This window comes from Anatilimnocola floriformis, from assembly GCF_024256385.1.
In the GTDB taxonomy this organism is placed as follows: domain Bacteria; phylum Planctomycetota; class Planctomycetia; order Pirellulales; family Pirellulaceae; genus Anatilimnocola; species Anatilimnocola floriformis.
Genome location: NZ_JAMLFW010000001.1, coordinates 5522214 through 5542068, shown reverse-complemented (window position 1 = coordinate 5542068; position 19855 = coordinate 5522214). Strand labels below are relative to the sequence as shown.

17 protein-coding genes are annotated in these 19855 nt (G+C 58.7%); 12 read left to right on the top strand and 5 right to left on the bottom strand.

What is annotated here, in order from left to right:
- Positions 1 to 12: 12 nt before the first annotated feature.
- A complete protein-coding gene (locus tag M9Q49_RS21910; protein WP_254510970.1) occupies positions 13 to 441 on the bottom strand; it encodes a hypothetical protein in 429 nt (142 codons plus the stop codon).
- A 204-nt stretch (positions 442 to 645) separates the two neighbouring features.
- Here M9Q49_RS21910 and M9Q49_RS21905 point away from each other — a divergent pair, with 204 nt between their 5' ends.
- From M9Q49_RS21905 to M9Q49_RS21870, 8 genes are all read left to right on the top strand, one after another.
- Positions 646 to 3192: a PSD1 and planctomycete cytochrome C domain-containing protein gene (locus M9Q49_RS21905; RefSeq protein ID WP_254510969.1), complete on the top strand. Its 2547-nt coding sequence runs from the start codon at positions 646 to 648 to the stop codon at positions 3190 to 3192.
- Positions 3193 to 3302: 110 nt separating this feature from the next.
- On the top strand, positions 3303 to 4772 hold the full coding sequence (locus tag M9Q49_RS21900; protein WP_254510968.1) for a DUF1501 domain-containing protein: 1470 nt from the start codon (positions 3303 to 3305) through the stop codon (positions 4770 to 4772).
- A gap of 92 nt (positions 4773 to 4864) precedes the next feature.
- Positions 4865 to 5992 (top strand): tRNA epoxyqueuosine(34) reductase QueG, encoded by a 1128-nt coding sequence (gene queG / locus M9Q49_RS21895; protein ID WP_254510967.1) that lies wholly within the window; start codon positions 4865 to 4867, stop codon positions 5990 to 5992.
- A 762-nt stretch (positions 5993 to 6754) separates the two neighbouring features.
- A complete protein-coding gene (gene fusA, locus M9Q49_RS21890; RefSeq protein WP_254510966.1) occupies positions 6755 to 8881 on the top strand; it encodes an elongation factor G in 2127 nt (708 codons plus the stop codon).
- 287 nt (positions 8882 to 9168) lie between these two features.
- On the top strand, positions 9169 to 9471 hold the full coding sequence (locus tag M9Q49_RS21885) for a hypothetical protein (protein WP_254510965.1): 303 nt from the start codon (positions 9169 to 9171) through the stop codon (positions 9469 to 9471).
- A 267-nt stretch (positions 9472 to 9738) separates the two neighbouring features.
- Complete coding sequence (locus M9Q49_RS21880; protein WP_254510964.1) at positions 9739 to 11331, top strand: hypothetical protein; 1593 nt, start codon at positions 9739 to 9741, stop codon at positions 11329 to 11331.
- An 83-nt stretch (positions 11332 to 11414) separates the two neighbouring features.
- The gene (locus M9Q49_RS21875; RefSeq protein ID WP_254510963.1) at positions 11415 to 11882 is read left to right on the top strand and encodes a hypothetical protein; all 468 of its coding nucleotides are present in this window, start codon (positions 11415 to 11417) and stop codon (positions 11880 to 11882) included.
- Between the two features lie 27 nt (positions 11883 to 11909).
- Positions 11910 to 12368 carry a hypothetical protein gene (locus M9Q49_RS21870; RefSeq protein WP_254510962.1) on the top strand — a complete coding sequence of 153 codons (459 nt, stop codon included), beginning with the start codon at positions 11910 to 11912 and terminating at the stop codon, positions 12366 to 12368.
- A gap of 1 nt (position 12369) precedes the next feature.
- Here the strand turns inward: M9Q49_RS21870 and M9Q49_RS21865 are convergent, their stop codons facing one another.
- Positions 12370 to 12789 carry a YkgJ family cysteine cluster protein gene (locus M9Q49_RS21865; protein WP_254510961.1) on the bottom strand — a complete coding sequence of 140 codons (420 nt, stop codon included), beginning with the start codon at positions 12787 to 12789 and terminating at the stop codon, positions 12370 to 12372.
- A 100-nt stretch (positions 12790 to 12889) separates the two neighbouring features.
- Between M9Q49_RS21865 and M9Q49_RS21860 the strand changes: the two genes are divergently transcribed.
- The 4 genes from M9Q49_RS21860 (at position 12890) to truB (ending at position 16241) form a co-directional block, all read left to right on the top strand.
- On the top strand, positions 12890 to 13246 hold the full coding sequence (locus M9Q49_RS21860; protein WP_254510960.1) for a hypothetical protein: 357 nt from the start codon (positions 12890 to 12892) through the stop codon (positions 13244 to 13246).
- Positions 13247 to 13361: 115 nt separating this feature from the next.
- The gene (locus tag M9Q49_RS21855) at positions 13362 to 13721 is read left to right on the top strand and encodes a hypothetical protein (RefSeq protein ID WP_254510959.1); all 360 of its coding nucleotides are present in this window, start codon (positions 13362 to 13364) and stop codon (positions 13719 to 13721) included.
- Between the two features lie 116 nt (positions 13722 to 13837).
- Complete coding sequence (locus M9Q49_RS21850; protein ID WP_254510958.1) at positions 13838 to 15235, top strand: MATE family efflux transporter; 1398 nt, start codon at positions 13838 to 13840, stop codon at positions 15233 to 15235.
- Positions 15236 to 15275: 40 nt separating this feature from the next.
- Positions 15276 to 16241 carry a tRNA pseudouridine(55) synthase TruB gene (gene truB, locus M9Q49_RS21845; RefSeq protein ID WP_254510957.1) on the top strand — a complete coding sequence of 322 codons (966 nt, stop codon included), beginning with the start codon at positions 15276 to 15278 and terminating at the stop codon, positions 16239 to 16241.
- 16 nt (positions 16242 to 16257) lie between these two features.
- Here truB and M9Q49_RS21840 read toward each other — a convergent pair whose 3' ends face one another.
- The 3 genes from M9Q49_RS21840 to M9Q49_RS21830 form a co-directional block, all read right to left on the bottom strand.
- Positions 16258 to 17241 (bottom strand): phosphoglycerate dehydrogenase, encoded by a 984-nt coding sequence (locus tag M9Q49_RS21840; protein ID WP_254510956.1) that lies wholly within the window; start codon positions 17239 to 17241, stop codon positions 16258 to 16260.
- Positions 17242 to 17271: 30 nt separating this feature from the next.
- Positions 17272 to 17901 carry a macro domain-containing protein gene (locus tag M9Q49_RS21835; RefSeq protein WP_254510955.1) on the bottom strand — a complete coding sequence of 210 codons (630 nt, stop codon included), beginning with the start codon at positions 17899 to 17901 and terminating at the stop codon, positions 17272 to 17274.
- 124 nt (positions 17902 to 18025) lie between these two features.
- The gene (locus tag M9Q49_RS21830; RefSeq protein ID WP_254510954.1) at positions 18026 to 19855 is read right to left on the bottom strand and encodes a Gfo/Idh/MocA family protein; all 1830 of its coding nucleotides are present in this window, start codon (positions 19853 to 19855) and stop codon (positions 18026 to 18028) included.

Sequence of the window (19855 nt, the reverse complement as noted above, 5' to 3'; positions counted from 1 at the left end):
GCAAAATCGAAATCAACCGCCGGCCAAGAGCGTCAGGCGGATGAACGTGACGGTCGAATCGTCGCGGAGAAAAATCTGGTCTTCGAGCTTTCGCTGCTCGTTGCCATCGATGGCAACCAGATAAATGCCGTCCTCAAAGGCTTGCAATGCGGTGCCGATCGCCTGGTCTTCGTCGACCTCTTGCGGCGCGACTTCGCTTTCGCCGGACGTAATCTTGCCCGCCGCCGTGCCGGCTTCGATCTGTGCTGCCGAGAGTGCTTTGAGGAGTTGCCGGTCGGTTTGTCGCTGCCGGAAGGCGATCACTTCCTGCCGAACGATCCGCTCGATGAGACTCCGCAACGTGAGTGCCCCGCCATCGCCCAAGTCGGGCGGCAGAGGGATCGAGAAGTCGGCAAACAACGGCTTTTTTCTTCCGAGCGCTTTTCCACGAATGGCGATCATGAGCTGCCTTACGAGAAAGAAAGAAAGCGGAGGAGAGGCGGTATTCTCAACCACCCGAGGAGAGGGATTCAAGTAGGCAAATTGCCTGGCGAGTTTGCGCAGCAGAAATTGATTTGCCCCACCTGAAAACGCCAGTTCTAATAACTCACTTACCTGCGTCCCGCCACTATTCCCTCCCTCCGCCGGTCGCTCTAGGAAGCTCTCATGCTTCGCTACTTCTTCTGGACGATCTTGCTCTGCTGCGCAGCGACTATTGCTGCCGAGCCGGGCAAGCTCCCCGCGCCGGCGAATCGCCAGGTTGATTTCGTCGACGACGTGCTGCCGATTTTGCAAAAGCACTGCTTCAACTGCCACGGCGCTGAGAAGGCCGAAAGCGGCCTGCGACTCGATGTCAAAAAACATGCCCTCACCGGCGGCGACAGTGGCGCGGTGATTGTGGTGGGCAAAAGCGCAGAAAGTCGGTTGATTCATCTCGTGGCCGGTCTCGACAACGAGATCATGCCGCCCGCTGATAAAGGTGAACGACTCAGCGCGAAAGACGTTGGCACTCTGCGGGCCTGGATCGATCAAGGCGCGGCTTGGCCCGATCAATCGCTAGCCCAACTGCAAGCCGCCCGGCATTGGTCGTTGCAACCGATTCGTTCGCCGGTTCCGCCGCTTGTCGCGCACGCAAAAGAACAGCGGCAGCCAATCGATGCTTTTGTGATTGCTCGCCTGGCGAAAGAAAATCTCGAACCATCGCCCACGGCTGATCGTGCAACGCTCATTCGCCGGTTGTCGCTCGATCTACTCGGATTGCCGCCGACGCCAACGGAAGTGGATGCCTTCATCGCCGATCCGCGGCCTGATGCACTCGAGCAACTCGTCGATCGCCTGCTTTCCTCGCCCCACTACGGCGAACGCTGGGGCCGACATTGGCTCGACCAGGCCCGCTACGCCGACAGCGACGGTTATGAAAAAGACAAGCCGCGGCCGTTCGCCTATCGCTATCGAGACTGGGTGATCGCAGCCCTCAACGCCGACATGCCCTTCGACCAGTTCACCGTCGAGCAGCTTGCCGGCGATCTGCTGCCCAACGCGACCGTCGAGCAGCGGATAGCGACCGGCTTGCATCGCAACACGTTGCACAACACCGAAGGTGGCATCGATCCCGAAGAAGACCGCGTGAAGAAAACGGTCGATCGCACCAATACGCTCGGCGCGGTTTGGCTCGGACTCACGCTCGGCTGTGCTCAGTGCCATTCACACAAGTACGACCCGATCACGCAGCGCGAATATTTCTCGCTCTACGCTCTCTTCAACAGCATTCAAGAACACGACCTCGAAGCGCCGACGCCCGAAGAAGCAGCCAAGCTCGCGGCCGACAAGGAAGTGCACTCGGCGAAGACCACTGAGCTAAAAGCCGCGCTCACGGCGTATGAAACGAACCTGCAACCCGCGGCGCTCGAAGCCTGGGAGCAAGCGGCGAAAGACGCCGGCAAACCGCCGGAAGGAACCCCGCCGAAAATCATCAAGACGCTTGCGAAAGCGAAGGAAGATCGCAAGCCGGCGGAGCAAGCCGAGCTAGAAAAGCATCATCGGCTGCTGGATGAGGAATGGACGAAGCTCAATAAAACGCTCACCGATCATCAGGCCAAGTCGCCAAAGTTGCCGCCGCAACGGATGGCGCAGACGGTGACGGAGCTCGCTCAGCCGCGCGAAACACGTCTGCATCAGCGAGGTGATTTTCTGAGTCCGGGTGATGTCGTGCACCGCGGTACGCCCGAGATCCTGCCTGCCGTGAACTCTGCTGAAAAGCTGACGCGACTCGATCTCGCCCGCTGGTTGGTTGGCAACGAAAACCCGCTCACCGCGCGAGTGACTGTCAATCGCCACTGGCAGCAACTCTTCGGCCGCGGCCTGGTCGCCACCAGCGATGACTTTGGCCGGCAGGGAGACAAGCCATCGCATCCGGAGTTGCTCGATTGGCTCGCCAACGACTTCCGCGCGCAGGGTTGGAGCTTAAAACAACTCCATCGCCGCATTGTCACCTCGGCCACTTATCAACAATCGTCAGCAGCCCGCCGCGAACTGCGTATGCGCGACCCCGACAACGAACTTCTCGCCCGCCAAACACGGCGGCGCGTCGAGGCAGAAATTCTCCGCGATGTGTCGCTCGCGACGAGCGGTCTGCTCGTCGGCAAACTCGGCGGCCCCAGCGTTCATCCGCCGCAGCCCTCCGATTATGCCAGCCTCACCTACGCCGGCAGTGCAAAGTGGGTCGACAGCAAAGGGGCCGATCGTTATCGCCGTGGTTTGTACACGTTTTTCCAGCGCACCTCGCCGTATCCACTCCTCGCAACCTTCGACACGCCTGATTCCACGGAATGCACCGTCAAACGGCAAACAAGCAATACTCCGATTCAATCGCTCACGCTGTGGAACGACACCGTCTTCTTCGAATCGGCCCAGCATCTTGCTCGACGAGTTGTCCGCGAAGTGCCGGCTGGAATGAGCGCGGAACAAACCGTCCGCGCGCGAGCCACGCATGCCCTGCGATTATGCATCGGCCGCGTTCCCAGCCAGGCCGAGGTCGATGATGTGATTTCGCTGTATCAAGATCAGCTTCAACTTGCCGGCGCAAACAGCGCCGCGTCTGTTGCCGTTGCTGGAAATCAACCTGCCGAAGGAGCGACTCTCAGCGAGCTTGCCGCGTGGGTAAATGTTTCGCGGACGCTGATGAACCTCGATGAATTTGTGACACGGGAATAGGCGTCGAACGCTCCGCGGTCGATGAAAGAACTCGAGTTTTTGCTGCACGGTCGTACTTCAAACCGATGGCTACCTCCATTCATCGATCGCGGAGCGAATCGACGACTATTATGCACCCTTTCATTCAATCCGCTCGCCGCAAATTCCTTACCTCGAGTGCGTCAGGGCTCGGCCTCGTGGCGTTGTCGTCGCTGTTGCAACGCGAAGGCCTCTTGGCGGGTGAAGCTTCCGCCAATCCACTTACGCCGAAGCAACCGCATCATCCAGCCAAGGCCAAGGCCTGCATTTTTATTCTGCCCGAAGGCGCGCCGAGCCACATCGATCTCTTCGATCCCAAGCCGAAGTTGCAGGAGCAGCACGGCCAGCAGTTGCCACCGTCGCTCACCGAAAAAGTTCGCTTCGCGTTTCTGAAAAAAGAGACTGCCGTTCTGTGGGGGAGCAAGCGGAAGTTCACGAAGCATGGTCAGTGCGGCATGGAGCTCTCGGATTATCTGCCGCATCTCGGCAAGTGTGCCGACGACATCGCACTTGTCCGTTCGATGCACACCGATGCGTTCAATCACCACCCGGCCCAGCTGATGCTGATGAGCGGTGTGCCGCGGTTCGGCAGGCCGAGCATGGGATCGTGGCTGACGTATGGTCTCGGCAGCGAATCGGAAAATCTGCCTGGATATGTCGTGCTGACTGCGGGCCGCGGCGGCAGTGGTGGCGTGTCGAACTGGTCGAGCGGTTTTCTGCCGTCGACTTATCAGGGCGTGTTGTTTCGCGACAAGGGTGACCCCGTATTGAATCTCGGCAATCCACCAGGAGTGACTCGCGAGATGCAGGAGCGGAGCCTCGGTTCGCTCGGCAGGTTGAATCGGCGTCACTTGCAGGAAGTGCATGACCCAGAGATTGAAAGTCGCATCGCCAGTTATGAGCTCGCCTTTCGCATGCAGTCGGCGGCGCCGGAACTGGTCGATCTGTCGCAGGAGACGCAAGCCACGCTCGATCGCTACGGCTGCGATCGCCCCGAGCCGGCGAAGAACAGCTATCGCGGCGGCGGGCCCAATGTGTACAAGCAATTCGCGCGGAACTGCCTTTTAGCCCGGCGGCTCGTCGAGCGCGGAGTGCGGTTCGTCACCCTCGTGCATGCCTCGTGGGATCATCACAGCAATCTCGACGAAGAGCTCGCTCACAACACCGGTATGGCCGATCAGCCGCTGGCGGCGCTCGTGCAGGATTTGAAAGAGCGCGGCCTGCTCGACAGCACGATGGTGATTTTCGCTGGCGAGTTCGGGCGCACGCCGCTCGCCGAGAATCGTGGCGGCAAACTTCCCGACAAAGTCGGCCGCGATCATCATCCCAGCGCCTTCAGCCTGTGGATGGCCGGCGGCGGCATCAAGCCGGGGCTCACCTACGGCGCGACGGACGAGCTCGGCTGGTCGGTGACGGAAAATCCCGTTCACGTCAACGATTTTCACGCTACCATCCTGCACCAGTTCGGCTTCGACCACCGCCAGCTTGCCTTGCCTTTCAAAGGACTGAATGTGCGGCTGACCGATCAGGGTGGGAAGGTTGTGCGGGATGTGCTTTCGTAACGCAATAAGTTCGGAGTTCGAAGTTTGGAGTTCGAAGTTGATAAGATGTAACAACTACGAACTTCAACTGCAAACTTCAAACTCAAATTCCGTTGAACCCGTCCTTAGTCGCTGCCGATTTGAAAGCCCGCGCCGCCGAGCTCGGCTTCGCGCTGGCCGGCGTTTGCCCGGCCAGGGACGCGGCGGGCTATCCGAAGCTGCAGGAATGGCTGGCTAGTGGTTACGCCGGGCAGATGCACTATCTGAGCAACCGCGCCGAAGCCTATCGGCATCCGCGAAGTGTGCTCGAGTCGGTTCGCAGCGTGCTGATGCTCGCGATGCCGTATCGGACGGAGGAGCCAAAGGAATGCCAACCCGGTGAAGGACGCATTTCTCGTTATGCGTGGGGGCCCGGCGACTATCACGATGTGATTCACGACAAGTTGCACGCCTTGGCCGATTGGTTGCGAGCGGAGGTTTCCGGCGCTGAGTGCCGCGGCGTGGTCGATAGCGCGCCGTTGCTCGAACGGGAATTTGCCGTCGCCGCTGGTCTCGGCTGGATTGGTAAGAACACGCTGCTGCTGAACAAGCCGGCCGGCAGCTATTTCTTTCTCGCAGCCCTGCTGACGAATCTCGACCTTCCCGCCGACGCGCCGTTCGCGACCGATCACTGCGGCACATGTCGGGCTTGTCTCGATGCCTGTCCGACGCAGGCCTTTCCGCAGCCTTACGTGCTCGATGCGACGAAGTGCATCAGCTATCTGACCATCGAACTGCGGGAAGCAATTCCAGAAGAGTTGCGACCCGGCCTCGGCGATTGGCTCTTCGGCTGCGATGTTTGCCAGGATGTCTGCCCCTGGAATCACCGCGCGCCGTTGTCCGGCGAACTTTCTTTCCAGCCGCGCGACGATGAAAACCCGGTCGATCTCATCGCCCTGTTCGAACTAGACGATGCCGGTTTCAAAGCCCGCTTCCGCCACTCCCCGCTCTGGCGATCGAAACGCCGCGGCATCCTTCGCAACGCGGCGATTGTGCTCGGGAATCAGCAGCATGAAGCGGCTATTCCGGCGCTTATCCGCGGCTTGAATGACAACGAACCACTGATCCGCGGCGCGTCTGCCTGGGCGCTTGGGAAAATCGGAGGTGACGCCGCGAGAACCGCTCTGCAAGCAAGGATCGTCGTGGAGCCTCATTTGGAAGTTAAGGGTGAGATTGAAATCGCCATCGGGAATGCTTCTTAGCCACCGGCTTTAGTCGGTGGCACCTACATCAAAGTCGGACGCGGCTTTAGCCATTTCGTGAGCCGTCGTTCTTCAGCAATGGCGTACTTTGCAGGCGGAGTTCAAGAGGTTTGGTACATTTATCCGCGCAGCAAGGAAGTTCATCAATTTCGCGGAGCCGAAGACTACGTGGTCTTGAGAGGTGGCGACCAGCTTTCCAGCACGTTGCTGCCCGAGTTTGGATGTCCAGTCAGCGAATTGCTCCGAGTCTCGATCTGGCCCGCCGCTAACGATTGAATCCCAATGTAAATCTTCCGCGAATTCCCCTCCCTTCGCTGGCGCGGCTGCGAATTTGACCTTTCCGTGGGGGCGCTTTCGGATAAGATTGAGGGTTACGAGGACGAATTTTTTCGCGACGAGTGGCCGAACTCTGGGCCTGACTTTTGCTCTTTGAGAAAGGAGCAGAAACAATGGGCCAAAAACTCCGTTGCGTTGCAGGTGGCTTATCGCCTGCGAAGGAACTTCGGTTCCAAGCTCGGCCAACGTTTCTCGCTAAAGTCGCAACTCTCGTCCAGCAAGCGAGTTAAGTGCGAGTGGCCAAGGCTGGTCGTACTCAGGCGGAGCCTCTCCGGCTGGGTAACCCTGCTAAGCCGAGGATTCGTGTAGATTGGAAGATTCGGGACTGCCGTTTTGGCGTCTCGATGCTTTTTTGGCGTCGTGTTTTGATGGTGCGAGTCGCAGCGTTGTTGCTGACGAACGCAACATTCTGTTTTAGGTGTAGTTATGGATCTCACAAAAGTTCGCAACTTCGGTATTTCGGCTCACATCGACTCGGGTAAGACGACCCTCAGCGAGCGGATCCTGTTCTACTCTGGCCGCATCCATAAGATCGAAGAGGTCAAGGGTGGCGGCGACGGCGCGACCATGGATCACATGGAACTCGAAAAGGAACGCGGCATCACCATCACCAGCGCGGCAACGCACTTGGAATGGAACGACCCCGCGTTTCCTGGCGATGAGAGCCACATGCACGTCATGAACCTCATCGACACCCCCGGGCACGTGGACTTCACCATTGAAGTCGAACGTTCGCTCCGCGTGCTCGATGGCGCCGTGCTCGTGCTGTGCGCGGTCGGCGGAGTGCAATCGCAATCGATGACGGTCGATCGCCAGATGAAGCGGTACCACGTTCCCCGCATCGCGTTCATCAACAAGATGGACCGCACCGGTGCTCGTCCGCTCTCGATCCTCGACGATCTGAAGACCAAGCTGAACGCCAATCCAGTGCTCATTCAATATCCGATGGGCGGCGGCGACGACTTCGCCGGCGTCATCGATATGATTACGCAAAAGGCCTACTTTTTTGACGGCAACAAGGGCGAAGTCGTTCGCGAGGAGCCAATCCCCGCCGAATACGAAGCTCCCGTCAAGGAATGGCGGCACAAAATGCTCGAAGCGCTGGCCATGTACAGCGACGAACTGATGGAAATCCTGCTCAGCGAGCAAGAACCAACCATTCAGTTGGTCTACGACGTGATCAAGAAGGCGACCCAACAGCAGGGCATGACCCCGGTCATGATTGGCTCGGCTTATAAGAACAAGGGCGTGCAGTTGCTGCTCGACGCCATCGTTCGCTACTTGCCTTCCCCGCTCGAACGCGAGCTGACGGCCAAGAAGTGGGACAATCCGGCCGAGACCATGGAACTGAAGCCCGATCCGAAGGCCCCCTTCGTCGGCATGGCGTTCAAGATCGTCGAAGATCCCTTCGGTCAGTTGACCTTCTTGCGAATCTATCAAGGTTCGATCAAGAAGGGCGAGTTTTACTACAACCAACGTACGCAGAAGAAAGACCGCTTCAGCCAAATCGTCAAGATGCACGCTAACAAGCGTGAAGTTGTCGACGGAGCCGAGGCGGGCGATATCGTCGCGATCACAGGCATCGACTGTGCGAGTGGTGATACCTATGCGTCGGAGAACAAGTATTGCTCGCTGGAAAGCATGTTCGTCCCCGAGCCGGTGATCAAGGTCGCCGTCACGCCGACGAGCCGTGCGGACTCCGACAAGATGGGTAAGGCTTTGCAACGCTTCCGCAAGGAAGACCCGACCTTCCGCGTCTTCAACGACGAGGAAACCAGCGAGACGATCATCGCGGGCATGGGTGAGTTGCACCTCGATATTTACGTCGAACGCATTCGTCGTGAATACAAGGTCGAGCTCGAAGTCGGTGCGCCGAAGGTGAGCTATCGCGAATCGCCAACCAAGAAGTATGAGTACAACTACAAGCACAAGAAGCAAACCGGTGGTTCGGGCCAATACGGTCACGTCGTCGGTTACTTCGAACCGCTCGAAGCTGACTCGACCGAAAACTTCGTCTTCGAATGGAAAGTGACCGGCGGTCGCATTCCAGGCGAATTCGAAAACTCGATCGAAAAGGGTTTCCGCGCGCTCCTCAACAAAGGCCCGCTCGCGGAATATCCGATCGTCGGTCTCAAGGTTGTCGTGACGGATGGTTCGTACCACGACGTCGACTCGTCGGATCGTGCCTTCCAGATTTGTGCTCAAGACTGCTTGCGGACGCACTTCATCGATACGAAGCCGGCCATTCTCGAACCGATCATGAAGGTCGAAATCGAGTGCCCGGACAACTATCAGGGTGACGTCACCGGCGACGTGAACCGTCGCCGCGGCATCATCATGAACAGCGACACCCGCGAAGGTGTCTGCCAGATCATCGCTGAAGTGCCACTGAGCGAAGTCTTCGGTTATGCAACGGACATCCGCAGCATGACCAAGGGCCAAGGCACCTTCACGATGGAACTTTCGAAGTACGCCAAGGCTCCGAGCAACGTTCAGGAAGAAATCATCGCCGAGAAGAAGAAGCAATCGAAGCAACTCGTCGGCGCGAAGTAGTAGGCGTAGTCACTCCGTGACTCGCAACAGCTAACCATTCGGAAGGCCAGGTAGATTTCTACCTGGCCTTCTTTATTTCTTGTGATTCAACTTAGAGCTTATGATGTCGGCATGCGGACGCTTCTACAATCACTGCAGTATTTTCCCAGCGCGCTGGTTGTACTGGTGTGCGTACTGTGGGGCTTCACCCTGTTTTACTCGTATGGCTGGACCTGGCAGGGCAAGTCCACTCACGCAAGCGTTTTTTGCGTCGATGGCAGCTTACGCCTCGCTAGCGCGGATATCTCATGGTCGGTAAACCCGGCTTCGTGGCCGAGTGGCGCGGGAACGAAAGGCTCGCGTATCTCCTGCATCAGAAGCCGATGGGCAGGTTCGAATTCGAAATTGCAGCCCGGCCGTCGGGACTCTACGGGCCATACAACGCCAATGTGATCATGATTCCGTTCGCCGTTCTGTTCACCGGACTCATTCCGCTCGCCGCGGGGGCCATCTGGCGATTCCGCTTTCCGCTCTGGTCTTGGTTCTTCTTCATGGCAGTCGTCGCGGCCGAATTGGCGTTCTATGCGCAATTTGCTCGATCCAGCTTCTAATCGTCTTGCTAGCCGCGTAGCAAAAATTTCGTTCGCGGCGGGAATAAACACCAGCACTGCCCGCGAATGAAGGGGCGAGGACTTAATACACGTCCTCAGCAATTGAGCTCGAACTAAATTCGATCTCATCAAAACCTATTCGGCCTAAGTGCGCGCATATCCGCATTGCGCGCCGGCGTTCCTTTACTGCCATTTCCTTGCGCAGGATCCAGCTCGATTTCGTAACTGTCTGCAACTGCGCGCACACACTCCGCCAGAGGTGTCCTGATGTTCTTCGCATCCAAACCAGCCGACGATGCTGTTGTGGAAGAGTCTGATTCGCCGTCGCTCACTCACAGCCTGAGCGAGTGGATCATGGGCGCCAGCGCGCAGGCCTGGCTGGCGAGCATGATGTTGCATCTCATCGTGCTGCTATGCATGGCACTTGTGCTTGGCACCATTCAAGTTGTGCGGACAGTGACGAGCGCGCCATCGTTTTCGGCGGTTAATGAAGACACGCAGCCGGAACCAACCTTGATGGCATTTGAATCATCGCCGATCCCTGAGGAGCCAACAATTCTGGACCTCGAGACGATCGTCGACACCAAACCAATCACGATCGAAGCGCAACACAACGATAGCAGCCCTAACTTTCAGTATGGTGGTGGCGGCACCGCGGGCGACAACGAGCGTGCGCTCAGCACCGGCAACGGCATCCCCTCATTCAAGCCTTTCGGTCCTCGAGTTCCCGGGCCCACGGGCCTCGGTGGTGGCGGTGGGTCTGGCGATACTATGGGGAAAGGTGGTCACGGCAAAGGCTTTGGGCCAAGAGGCACCGGCGACCGAATTGGAATCAGCGGCGCTACGAAGCCTACGGAACGCGCGGTCGCTTTGGCGCTCAATTGGATCGCCCGCCATCAAAACAAGAACGGCAGTTGGAGCCTCGATCATCGCGCCAGTTGCGACAAAGGTGGCTGCAGCGGGCAGGGTGAAATCAACAGCGATGCCGCGGCCACGGCGCTCGCGCTGTTGCCATTTCTCGCGGCGGGACAAACGCATCAGGGCAAGGGAGTCTACCGGCGAAACGTCGAAGGCGGGCTCATCTGGTTGATCAGTAATCAAAAACAGAATGGCGATCTTTCGGCCGGCAGCAGCTCGCAGATGTATACGCACGGCCTGGCCACGATCGCCCTGTGCGAAGCCTATGGCATGTCGCAAGATTCTCGCATCGGCTTGGCTGCTCAGGCGGCGATTCGTTTCATTCAAACGGGACAGAATCGAGAAGGCTCGTGGCGGTACTCGCATGGTTCGGATGATTCCGATACTAGCGTGCACGGTTGGCAAGTGATGGCGCTCAAGAGTGGTCAGATGGCTGGCCTGGAAGTCAGCGAGCAAACAATTGCCGGCTCGAAGAGCTACTTGAAGCTGGTGGCGACCGGAGGCCGTTATCGCGAGCAGTTCGGCTACATGCCGGGCGGTGGACCGACGCTGCCAATGACTTCGGTCGGTTTGCTTGCCACTCAATACCTGGGCGCTAACCGCGACGATCCGGTCATCACCGGCGGCGTCGAATATCTCTCCAAGAATCAGCCGTCGCTCGATCGCCGCAACATTTACTACTGGTACTACGCCACGCAGGTGATGCACAACGTGCAAGGGCCTGAGTGGGATGTGTGGAATCGCAACATGCGGTCGCTCCTCATCAACTCGCAAGCCAAGAATGGCTGCGAAGCGGGGAGCTGGGATCCAATCAAGCCCACGCCCGATGCCTGGGGCCGCCAAGGTGGCCGCTTAATGTGCACCAGCCTTTCGTGCCTGACACTCGAAGTTTACTACCGTTACTTGCCGCTGTATAAGATTGAGAAGAAGGATTTGGAATAAGTTTCGGCGATGTCACTCGTCTGGAGCGCAAGCGAAGGAACGCCGGATCCTTCGCTTGCGCTTCAGGCTTGTATAATGCGGCGATGAAGTTCGCCCGCGCCAGTTTGTCGTTTGCACTACGGTACTCGCCTTTGGCGATCATGGTGCTGTTGGCGGTTGGCTGGTATTTCAGCCTGACTGCCATCTACGGTTGGCGATATGTAGGGCCGGAACGTAGTCACAGCGTGTTCTTTCGTATCGGCAGCCTGCGCTACATTGGAATCGACTCCTTAGGAGAAACTCCGGGATTCAAGACGATAGCAGTGAATTCCCGCGGCTGGGAACAGCTCGGCGAATTTGAGTTCGTGGCTTCGGCTTGGATGAAAGAGACTATCTACGACGATTCCGTTCATCCCAACGTCGTTTCCATCCCCATTCCCTGGCTACTCACGCTCCTCTTACCGCTCGCCGTCGGACCCTTAGTCCGCTATCGCTTTCCGCTGTGGAGTTGGTTCGTCATGGTCGCCATCGTCGGGGCGGAAACCGCGTTCTACGGGCGAACGATTGGTTAGCGATCGCCCAGAATCTACATTGAGGCGATGAATAAGGTTCTCAACTTGCTGCTGTTCGCGCTACGCTATTCGCCGCTGGCGATGATGGTGGTGCTCGTCGCGGCTTGGCTTGCGAGCATCTTCTGCGTTTTTGGTTGGCACCGCATCTTTACGGGACGAAGCTACAGCGCTGTGGGCGTCGATGCGAATATTCGCCTGGTGACCTATTTGGTCGACGATCGAGAGCGTGGATTCTTTGCCGAGCCTAATCCTGTTTGCCCGACCTATTTCGGCGCGTTTGAATTCCACATCAACGGTTGGCCAAGAGGACCGAAGTATGATGTTGATGATTCCGATACCGTGGCTGTTAACGCTCCTGCTGCCACTCGCCGTCGGCCCTTATTTCCACTATCGCTTTCTGCTGTGGACGTGGTTTCTCATGGTAGCGATCATCGGCGCCGAAACAGCGTTCTACGGCCGAGGATGACAGGCTTCCTCGTGCGATAACCTACACCTTCATGATCTTCCGTTGCTCTTCGATGTGCCCGAGCTGATGGAGCTTGCCTTCGCCGCTGCCGGGGCAGACTTCGCAGGTTTGCTTCCAGGTGGCCGGGCTCTTGAGATTGCTGTCCCACCAGGGCCAGGTTTTGCACTGGCGGGGACGGGCGGTGTAGACCGTGCAATTGCGCTTCACCGGATCGAGAAAGACACACGCGCCGTCGGGAAATTCCTTGAGACTCTTGCGCACGCCAACCTTGCGGACGTAGAGCTCCTCGAATTTTTCGGGATCCTCGGGCATGACGACGGCAGCGATCGCGGCGATCTCTTCGTTGTTGACCCACACATAGCCCGGCGCGCCCGTGCAGCAATCGCCGCACTGCGTGCATTCAAACCGCAAGCCCGCGTGATACCAAGGCTGCTCGCTCATCTGTGCCAAATCCCTGCCGGTGAAATTCGAAATCGGAAGGTTCAATGTAACCAATTCTCGATCCGAAGTCCTGGGATTGAAGCGCAGGTAGAATGAGAAAATGGACGAAGGCCACTACTGGATCGCGCTCGAATACCGACTTGGCCGCGAATTTGCCGGGCTTGCTGAGGGGCACCGGCGGAATTGGTGGTGTGATGGCTTTATCCCTGAACGATATCTCCTTGGCGACGGCGAGCCCAGGATCGAAGGTCGGGCCTGGATCTGCGATGGGCCGAAGCAAAAGAAGTGGCGGTTCACTTTGTTCCTGGACAAATCGTACGAGGCGCAAGCAGATATTGCTTGGGAGACATTGCTTCCAACAGAAGAAGTCACACGCTGGCTGGCGATTGATGAAGAGAATAAGCAGATACAGATCGAGCCTTCGGCTGGAGTGCCGGATTTAGGGAGTTCGCAATAATGATTGCATTCACAGCGTTACTCCTTTCGCCTCTCCCGCCTGAAGTATGTGAGGCATTTCGGCTAAGATCGAAGCTGACATCAAGAGCATTCGATTCCGCAAATGGTTCGTTCTCATGCCCACCGCCGTCGTAATTTCCAGTGAGATGTTTTTCGCGATGCGAATCGCCGCGGCGGCGAAGACGCTGGGGTTGCCGTTGGTTATTTTGCGGTCTGCCGCCGAGGTGGCGACGAAACTGCCGGCAGATTGCCGACTGGCGATGATCGATCTTGGTTCGAGCGCTGCCGCCGATCTGATGGCAGTGGTGACGGGAATTCAGCAAGCCACGCCGCATGCAAAAATCATCGCCTTTGGTCCGCATGTCGATCATGAATTGTTAGAGAAGGCGACCGCGGCTGGCTGCGTGACGATGTCGAATGGGGAATTCAATCAGCGGTATGTGAACCTGCTGCAAGGGCTGTTGTCTGAGTCTTAGGGATAGTTTGCGCGCTTCGTAGGGTCCGCTCTGCGTATCGTCCTTCGCGCCGTCTTTGGTCCGCCGAGCGGACTCTACAATTCACCGGCTGAGGCCGGCAATCGAACGAAGAGCCCATGAGCAAGCAGAACGGATTCAACTGGTGGAATCGCCCAGCCGGCGGGCGCGAGGTGCTCGCGCTCTCGCTGCCGCTGATCATTTCCACCAGCTTTTGGGCGATCAGTTGGTTCTTCGATCGGTTGTTCCTCACGTGGTACGACAACCAGGCCATGGCTGCGTCGATGCCAGCGGGCATGCTGCACTGGACGATCGTTTGTTTGCCGTCGGGGGTGGCTTCGTATGTGAATACGTTCGTCGCGCAGTATTACGGCGCTGGGCAGCAGCGGCGGATCGGCCACGTCGTCGGGCAAGGCGTGTGGTTTGCCATTCTTTGTCTGCCGCTATTTGCGCTCCTCGTACCGTTGTCGCCGTACATCTTCGCGGGAGCGTCGCAGAATCCGGTGCAGGTGAAATTTCAGACGCTTTATTTTCAATCGCTGCTCTTTGGTGCGCCGGCGATGGTCATCAGCAACGCGCTCAGCGCGTTCTACACCGGTCGAGGCAAGACCGGCCTGGTGATGGCCGTGAATATCGCCGGCAGCTCGGTTGATTTATTTCTCGATTACGCGATGGTCTTCGGCAAGTTTGGCTTTCCTGCGTGGGGAATCATCGGCGCGGGAATTTCGACCGGCATTGGCCATTGGTTCAATGTGATCGTGTTCGCAGTGCTCATGCTGCGCCGCGTGGAATGGAAAGAGTACGGCCTGGCCGACTCGTTGCGGTTCGACTGGCCGCTAATGTCGCGACTGTTGTGGTTCGGTTTGCCGAGCGGCTTGCCGATGCTGATCGAGTCGTTTGGATTTGCCCTGCTGACGCGGTTCATCACAGGAATCGGCGATGTCGAAGGGGCGGCGACTTCGCTGGCCTTCAATGTCAATGCGGTCGCCTTCGTGCCGGTGATCGGTTTGGGGATCGGTGTGTCGACTCTCGTTGGGCAATATTTGGGTGAAAACAAAGAAGAGCTGGCTGCGCGCTCGACGTGGACCGGGTTGCAGTTCGCGCTCGGATTTAGCGCGCTGTTTGCCGCGGCATATTGGTTCGTTCCCGATTGGTTCATCTATTTTCACGAGCGAGGGGCGAGCGCCAGCGAATTCGGCAAGGTCCGCGACCTGACCATCGTGCTGCTGCGGTTCGTGGCCGTCTACTGCTTATTCGATGCTACGCAAATGACGTTCGTCAGCGCCCTGAAGGGCGCGGGCGACACACGGTTTGTGCTGTATGCTGCGGTGGCCCTCACGGCGGTGTTCATCGTCGGCGGCCGCGTCGCGGAAATGTACCTACACTTCGGCGTGATGGGTTGGTGGTACGTGATGACGGCTTGGATCTTTGCGATGGCGGTCGTTTATCTGCTGCGCTTCCTGCACGGCGGCTGGCGGAAGATGCGAGTGATCGAGCCGGAGTTGGTGGGGAAGTAGTTCTGAGTTTTGAGTTTGAAGACAGGAAGGAGAATTTGCGATGAACGACCAACTCTTGTCTCAGAACTCAGAACTCAGAACTCAGAACTCGTCCCGTACCCACGGCCTGCTGAATATCGCCAAGCCAGCCGGTGTTTCTTCGCGGCATGTCGTGACGCAACTCGAACACGCGCTCAAACCACTTGCCGTCGGTCATGCGGGAACGCTCGATCCCATGGCGACGGGCGTGCTGGTAGTGGGCGTGGGTCGCGGAACGAAACTGATCGACTATCTACATCGTTTTCCGAAAACGTACCGGGCGTCATTTCTGCTGGGGCGGTCGAGCGATACCGAAGACATCACGGGCAACGTCACGATGCTGACGGACGCGCGAGCTCCGTCGCGCGCGGAACTCGATGCGGCAGTTCCGATGTTTTTGGGAACCATTCAGCAGCAACCGCCGGCTTTTTCCGCGTTGAAAGTTGCCGGCAAGCGAGCTTATAAACTGGCCCGCAAAGGGAAGAAGGTGGAGTTGAATGCTCGGCCGGTGGATGTTCATCGGCTGGAAATCACACGCTACGAATATCCGGAGCTGCAAGCCGAAATCGAATGCAGCAGCGGCACGTACATTCGGTCGCTGGGGCGCGATCTGGCCCGCGCGGTCGGCAGCGAAGCAGCCATGTCGGTACTCTCGCGCACCGTCATCGGGCCGTTTCTGCTTTCGCAGGCCGTTGCGCCCGAGCAAATCAACAAGGACAATCTGCTGGAACATCTGCTGCCGTCGCTGCTGGCCGTGGGAGCGATGCAGCGCACGCCGCTGAGTGAACAACAGGTCGCAGAACTTACTGCGACGGGTGTGCTGTTTGATCTACCGCTGGAGGCCACCCAATTTGCCAGCGACGCCGAGGTCGCCGGAATCGCGCCGGACGGCAGGCTGTTTGCCGTGCTCACCCCCAGCCGCGGAGATCGCTGGAAGGTGAAAGTGCTGGTGGGTGCGGGCGGTCCTCCCACTGCGGATGAGTCGTAAACGCCCGACGTGTGTTTTACCAAGACCAGCCGGCCCGCAGCGTTTCATTCACGACGCAGCCCGTCGGCCAACGGTTCTGCGAGAGATCAACGAGACACTGCGCGGCGAGGCGGCCCATGGCATCGAGGGCGTCTTGATCGATGCCGCCGAGATGCGGCGCAAAGACGAGATTGTCGAACTGCCGCAGCCGGCTCAGGGCTGGGAGCGGTTCGGTCTTGCAAACGTCGAGACCCGCGCCAAACAAATGGCCGCTGGCGAGCGCATCGCAAAGCGCATCTTCATCGACGAGGCCGCCGCGCGACGTGTTGATCAGTGTGCTGTTGGGCTTCATCAGGGCGAGCGTTTTGGCATTGATGATGTCGGTCGTCTCGGGCGTGCAAGGCATGTGCAGGCTGACGATGTCGGCTTGGGCGAGCAGTTCGTGAAACGACACGAGCTCGATGCCGCGCTGGGCCGCGAAGGCAGCATCGGCGTAGGGATCGTAGGCGATTACCTTCAAGCCGAGCCCCTGGCAGCGCGGAGTCATCGCCCGGCCGATGCGACCGAGGCCGACCAGACCGATGGTGTTGCCCGCCAGACGCCGCGGGCAATCGCGACGCCACTTGCCGCCGCGGATTTCGCGATCGCGCCGACAGGTGTCGCGAAAGACGGCAGTGATGAGCGCGATGGCCTGCTCGGCGACCGAGTGCTCATTCGTTCCGGGAGTAATGCAAACCGCGGCGCCATGCCTGGTCGCTGCGGCCACATCCACGGCGTCGTAGCCGACTCCCACGCGAGCGACCGCGCGCAGTTTGCTACCGGCGAACACGTTCTCGGTGTAGCGCTCCATGCTGGCCAGCGTGAAATCGATTCCCTGCAGTTGCGCGATGAACTCGGCTTCGGTCAGCGTCGTGCAATCGACCGGAGGAATCACCACCTCCACGCCCGCCGCATCGAGAACTTCACGCCAAGGACCTTGGCCGTTCGCGTAAACGGCGGGAGTGATGAGAGCGCGGGGCATGGGAGATTCCGGAAAGGCAGAATGAAGAAGTCAGAATGCAGAATGAAAGGCGGGAAGTTGCCGCAGCGAATCGGCGAGCGCTTCGTTCGTGGTAGCAAGAGTGATATGGTCGACATTTTCCAGCGGCGTGGCAATCAGTGTGGCGATCAAGCGCTCGATGGATTTTAGAAATTCCGCTTCGGGGCATCGGCCATAGCCGCAGCCGAGACAAGCGGCGGCGATGGAACGACAGCCAGCCGCGGCCAGCTGCTGAATCGCAGTGAAATAGGTTTGCAGAATCAATTCGGCATTCGTGTCATAGAAGACATCAATGGCGACTGCGTGGGCGACGTGAGGAAAAGGCGAACTGAAGCCGGGCGAAATAACGACGGTTCCCGGCGGAACGACGCGCAGCTTTTGTTCCCGCAGATGCGCGTGCAAGAACTCTTGCATCTCGCCGCCGTAACGCATGGAGAACGCGCCGCCAACGCCGCCGGAGAGATTCAAGTTGGGGTTGGCGGAACAGATCAAGCCATCGGCGGAGATATCAAGCAGATCGCCGTGGATGACTTGCCATTTGATCATATCGCGACGAACGTCTTGAGCAACAACCGGCGAGGCGACGCCACCAGTTTCGGAGTCGCTCGAAGATGGTGAGTTTCGCTCCGCTTCAGCCCTCACCCCAACCCTCTCCCCGGAGTACCGGGGCGAGGGAGCAAAACATTCGCAAAAGCGAATTCCTCTTCTTGCCTTCTGAATTCGGAATTCACTTCTGCATTCTGCGTTCTCACTTCTGCATTTCCCCTCACGCCATTTCGGCGCCCATCTTGCCCGCTTCTTCCTTGATGTTGCTGCCGTCGGGCGTGGCGTCGTTGTGGATGTCGTACCAATCTTCGCTGAACGCCAGGTAGCCGCCCTTGCCCTTGTTGGCGTTGTCGATGGCGACGTTGGTGGCGAGCGCGATCACGGCGTCGCCGAGGGCGACCTTCGGATTACAGCGGGGCTGATTTTCCGGAGCAGGATTGCGGATGCACCAGGCGAAGTGCTCGATTTCTTCGGTGTAACCGCGGCTGACAGGCCCCGAAGTGGCTGCGGCCTTAGCGAGACTTGGCCCCTTGCCGCTGGCTTGCGTGTCGAGCGTCGGGCCACCCTTGTCGTCCTTCACGCCGATCTTGGTCGAGGTGTCGCTGTTCTTGAACAGCAGCACTTCTTGCTCGCGTTCGAGCAGCAGCGTTCCCTTCGTTCCCATCACGGTTTCGCCGTAGCCGCCCCAGCCGTTGCCGTTGATCGACGAGTAAGTGACGACGATCTTCTTCTCAGGGTTTTGCACGGCGTCGTAGGCCGGGATGCCACCCTTCGGATAGCTCATGGCCGGATCGTAATAGCCCACGTCGAAGCCCGCTTCGTAACCCGGGCCCGGGAACTCATACATGCAATAGACGTGATCTTCGGCATCGCGATCAAGCGGGAAGGTATGCCGGCCACCGACTGCGTGGACGCTCAGCGGGTGGGCCTTCTTGCCGTCCTTGCGGAGGGCGGTGCAGAAGATGGTCGAGGCATCGAGCTGATGGCTGCCGAGCTCGGCCATCAAGCCGCCGCCCGTGCGTGCAAACAACCGCCAACGGGCCAGCTCTTCGCGAGCTTCACGGAGCTTGCCCTTGCCAATGTGGAAATCCTGATAGCCGTACTTCTTGGCGTCGACTTCGGCGTCGAGCAGCCAGGCCTTCCACTGAGCCACTTGCTTGGCAACCTTCGAACCGTCGGATGGGTTGCTCCCCAATTCGGCTTCGAGTTCCTTCAGCTTCTTGAGCACGAAGTTGATCTTCGTCTCCTTGCCGTCCTTAGTGACCGCATCGACTTCCCAGGGCAGGGGCTGTTGCCAGCTGTCGTTTCCAGGCAAGTTGCCGCGGTGCCATTGAGCGCGAATGTGATGCAATTCGCCGAGGACGCCCCAGCGGAGCAGGTTCACCGCGTTGTCATAGAGCACGCTGTAGTGGCGTTGATGGCCGACGCAAAGGATCTTGCCGGTCTTTTCGGCCACGCGGCCCATCAGTTTGCACTGGGCCACGTTGTGGGCCATCAGCTTTTCGGTGAGCACGTGCTTGCCGGCTTGCATGGCTTCGATGGCGACGATCGCATGCAAGTGCAGCGGCAGGGCGATGATGATCGCTTCGACTTCGGGGTTCTTCAGGACTTCCTTGTAGTCTTCCGTAACCTTGATGTGTTCCTTGGCTGCCGCTTCATCCGCAAAGCCAAACCGCTTGATCAAGCCTTGACGATTGGCTAGCGCCACGTCGCCAGCCCAGTCGCCGTGGAAGGCGCGATGGACGTTGTACGGCCGGATGTCGCAGATCTGAATGACGTCGACATATTCCGGATTGCAAGCGTTGATTAGCACCTGGCCTTCGTCGCCAGCGCCGATCACGGCGATGCGAACGGGGCTGGCGAGCTTTTCTTTCTGCTTCCAGAAATAGGTCGCGCCGAGGCCTGCACCGGAGACAATCCCTGCGCCGACCACGCCCTTGAGGAAGTCGCGCCGATTGAACGGCTCGGCCGCTGGGCTGCGGTCGTAAGCGTCCATCGCGGCGTGATAGTTATCCTGACCAACTGCACGTTCTTCGGGAGTGAGATTCAT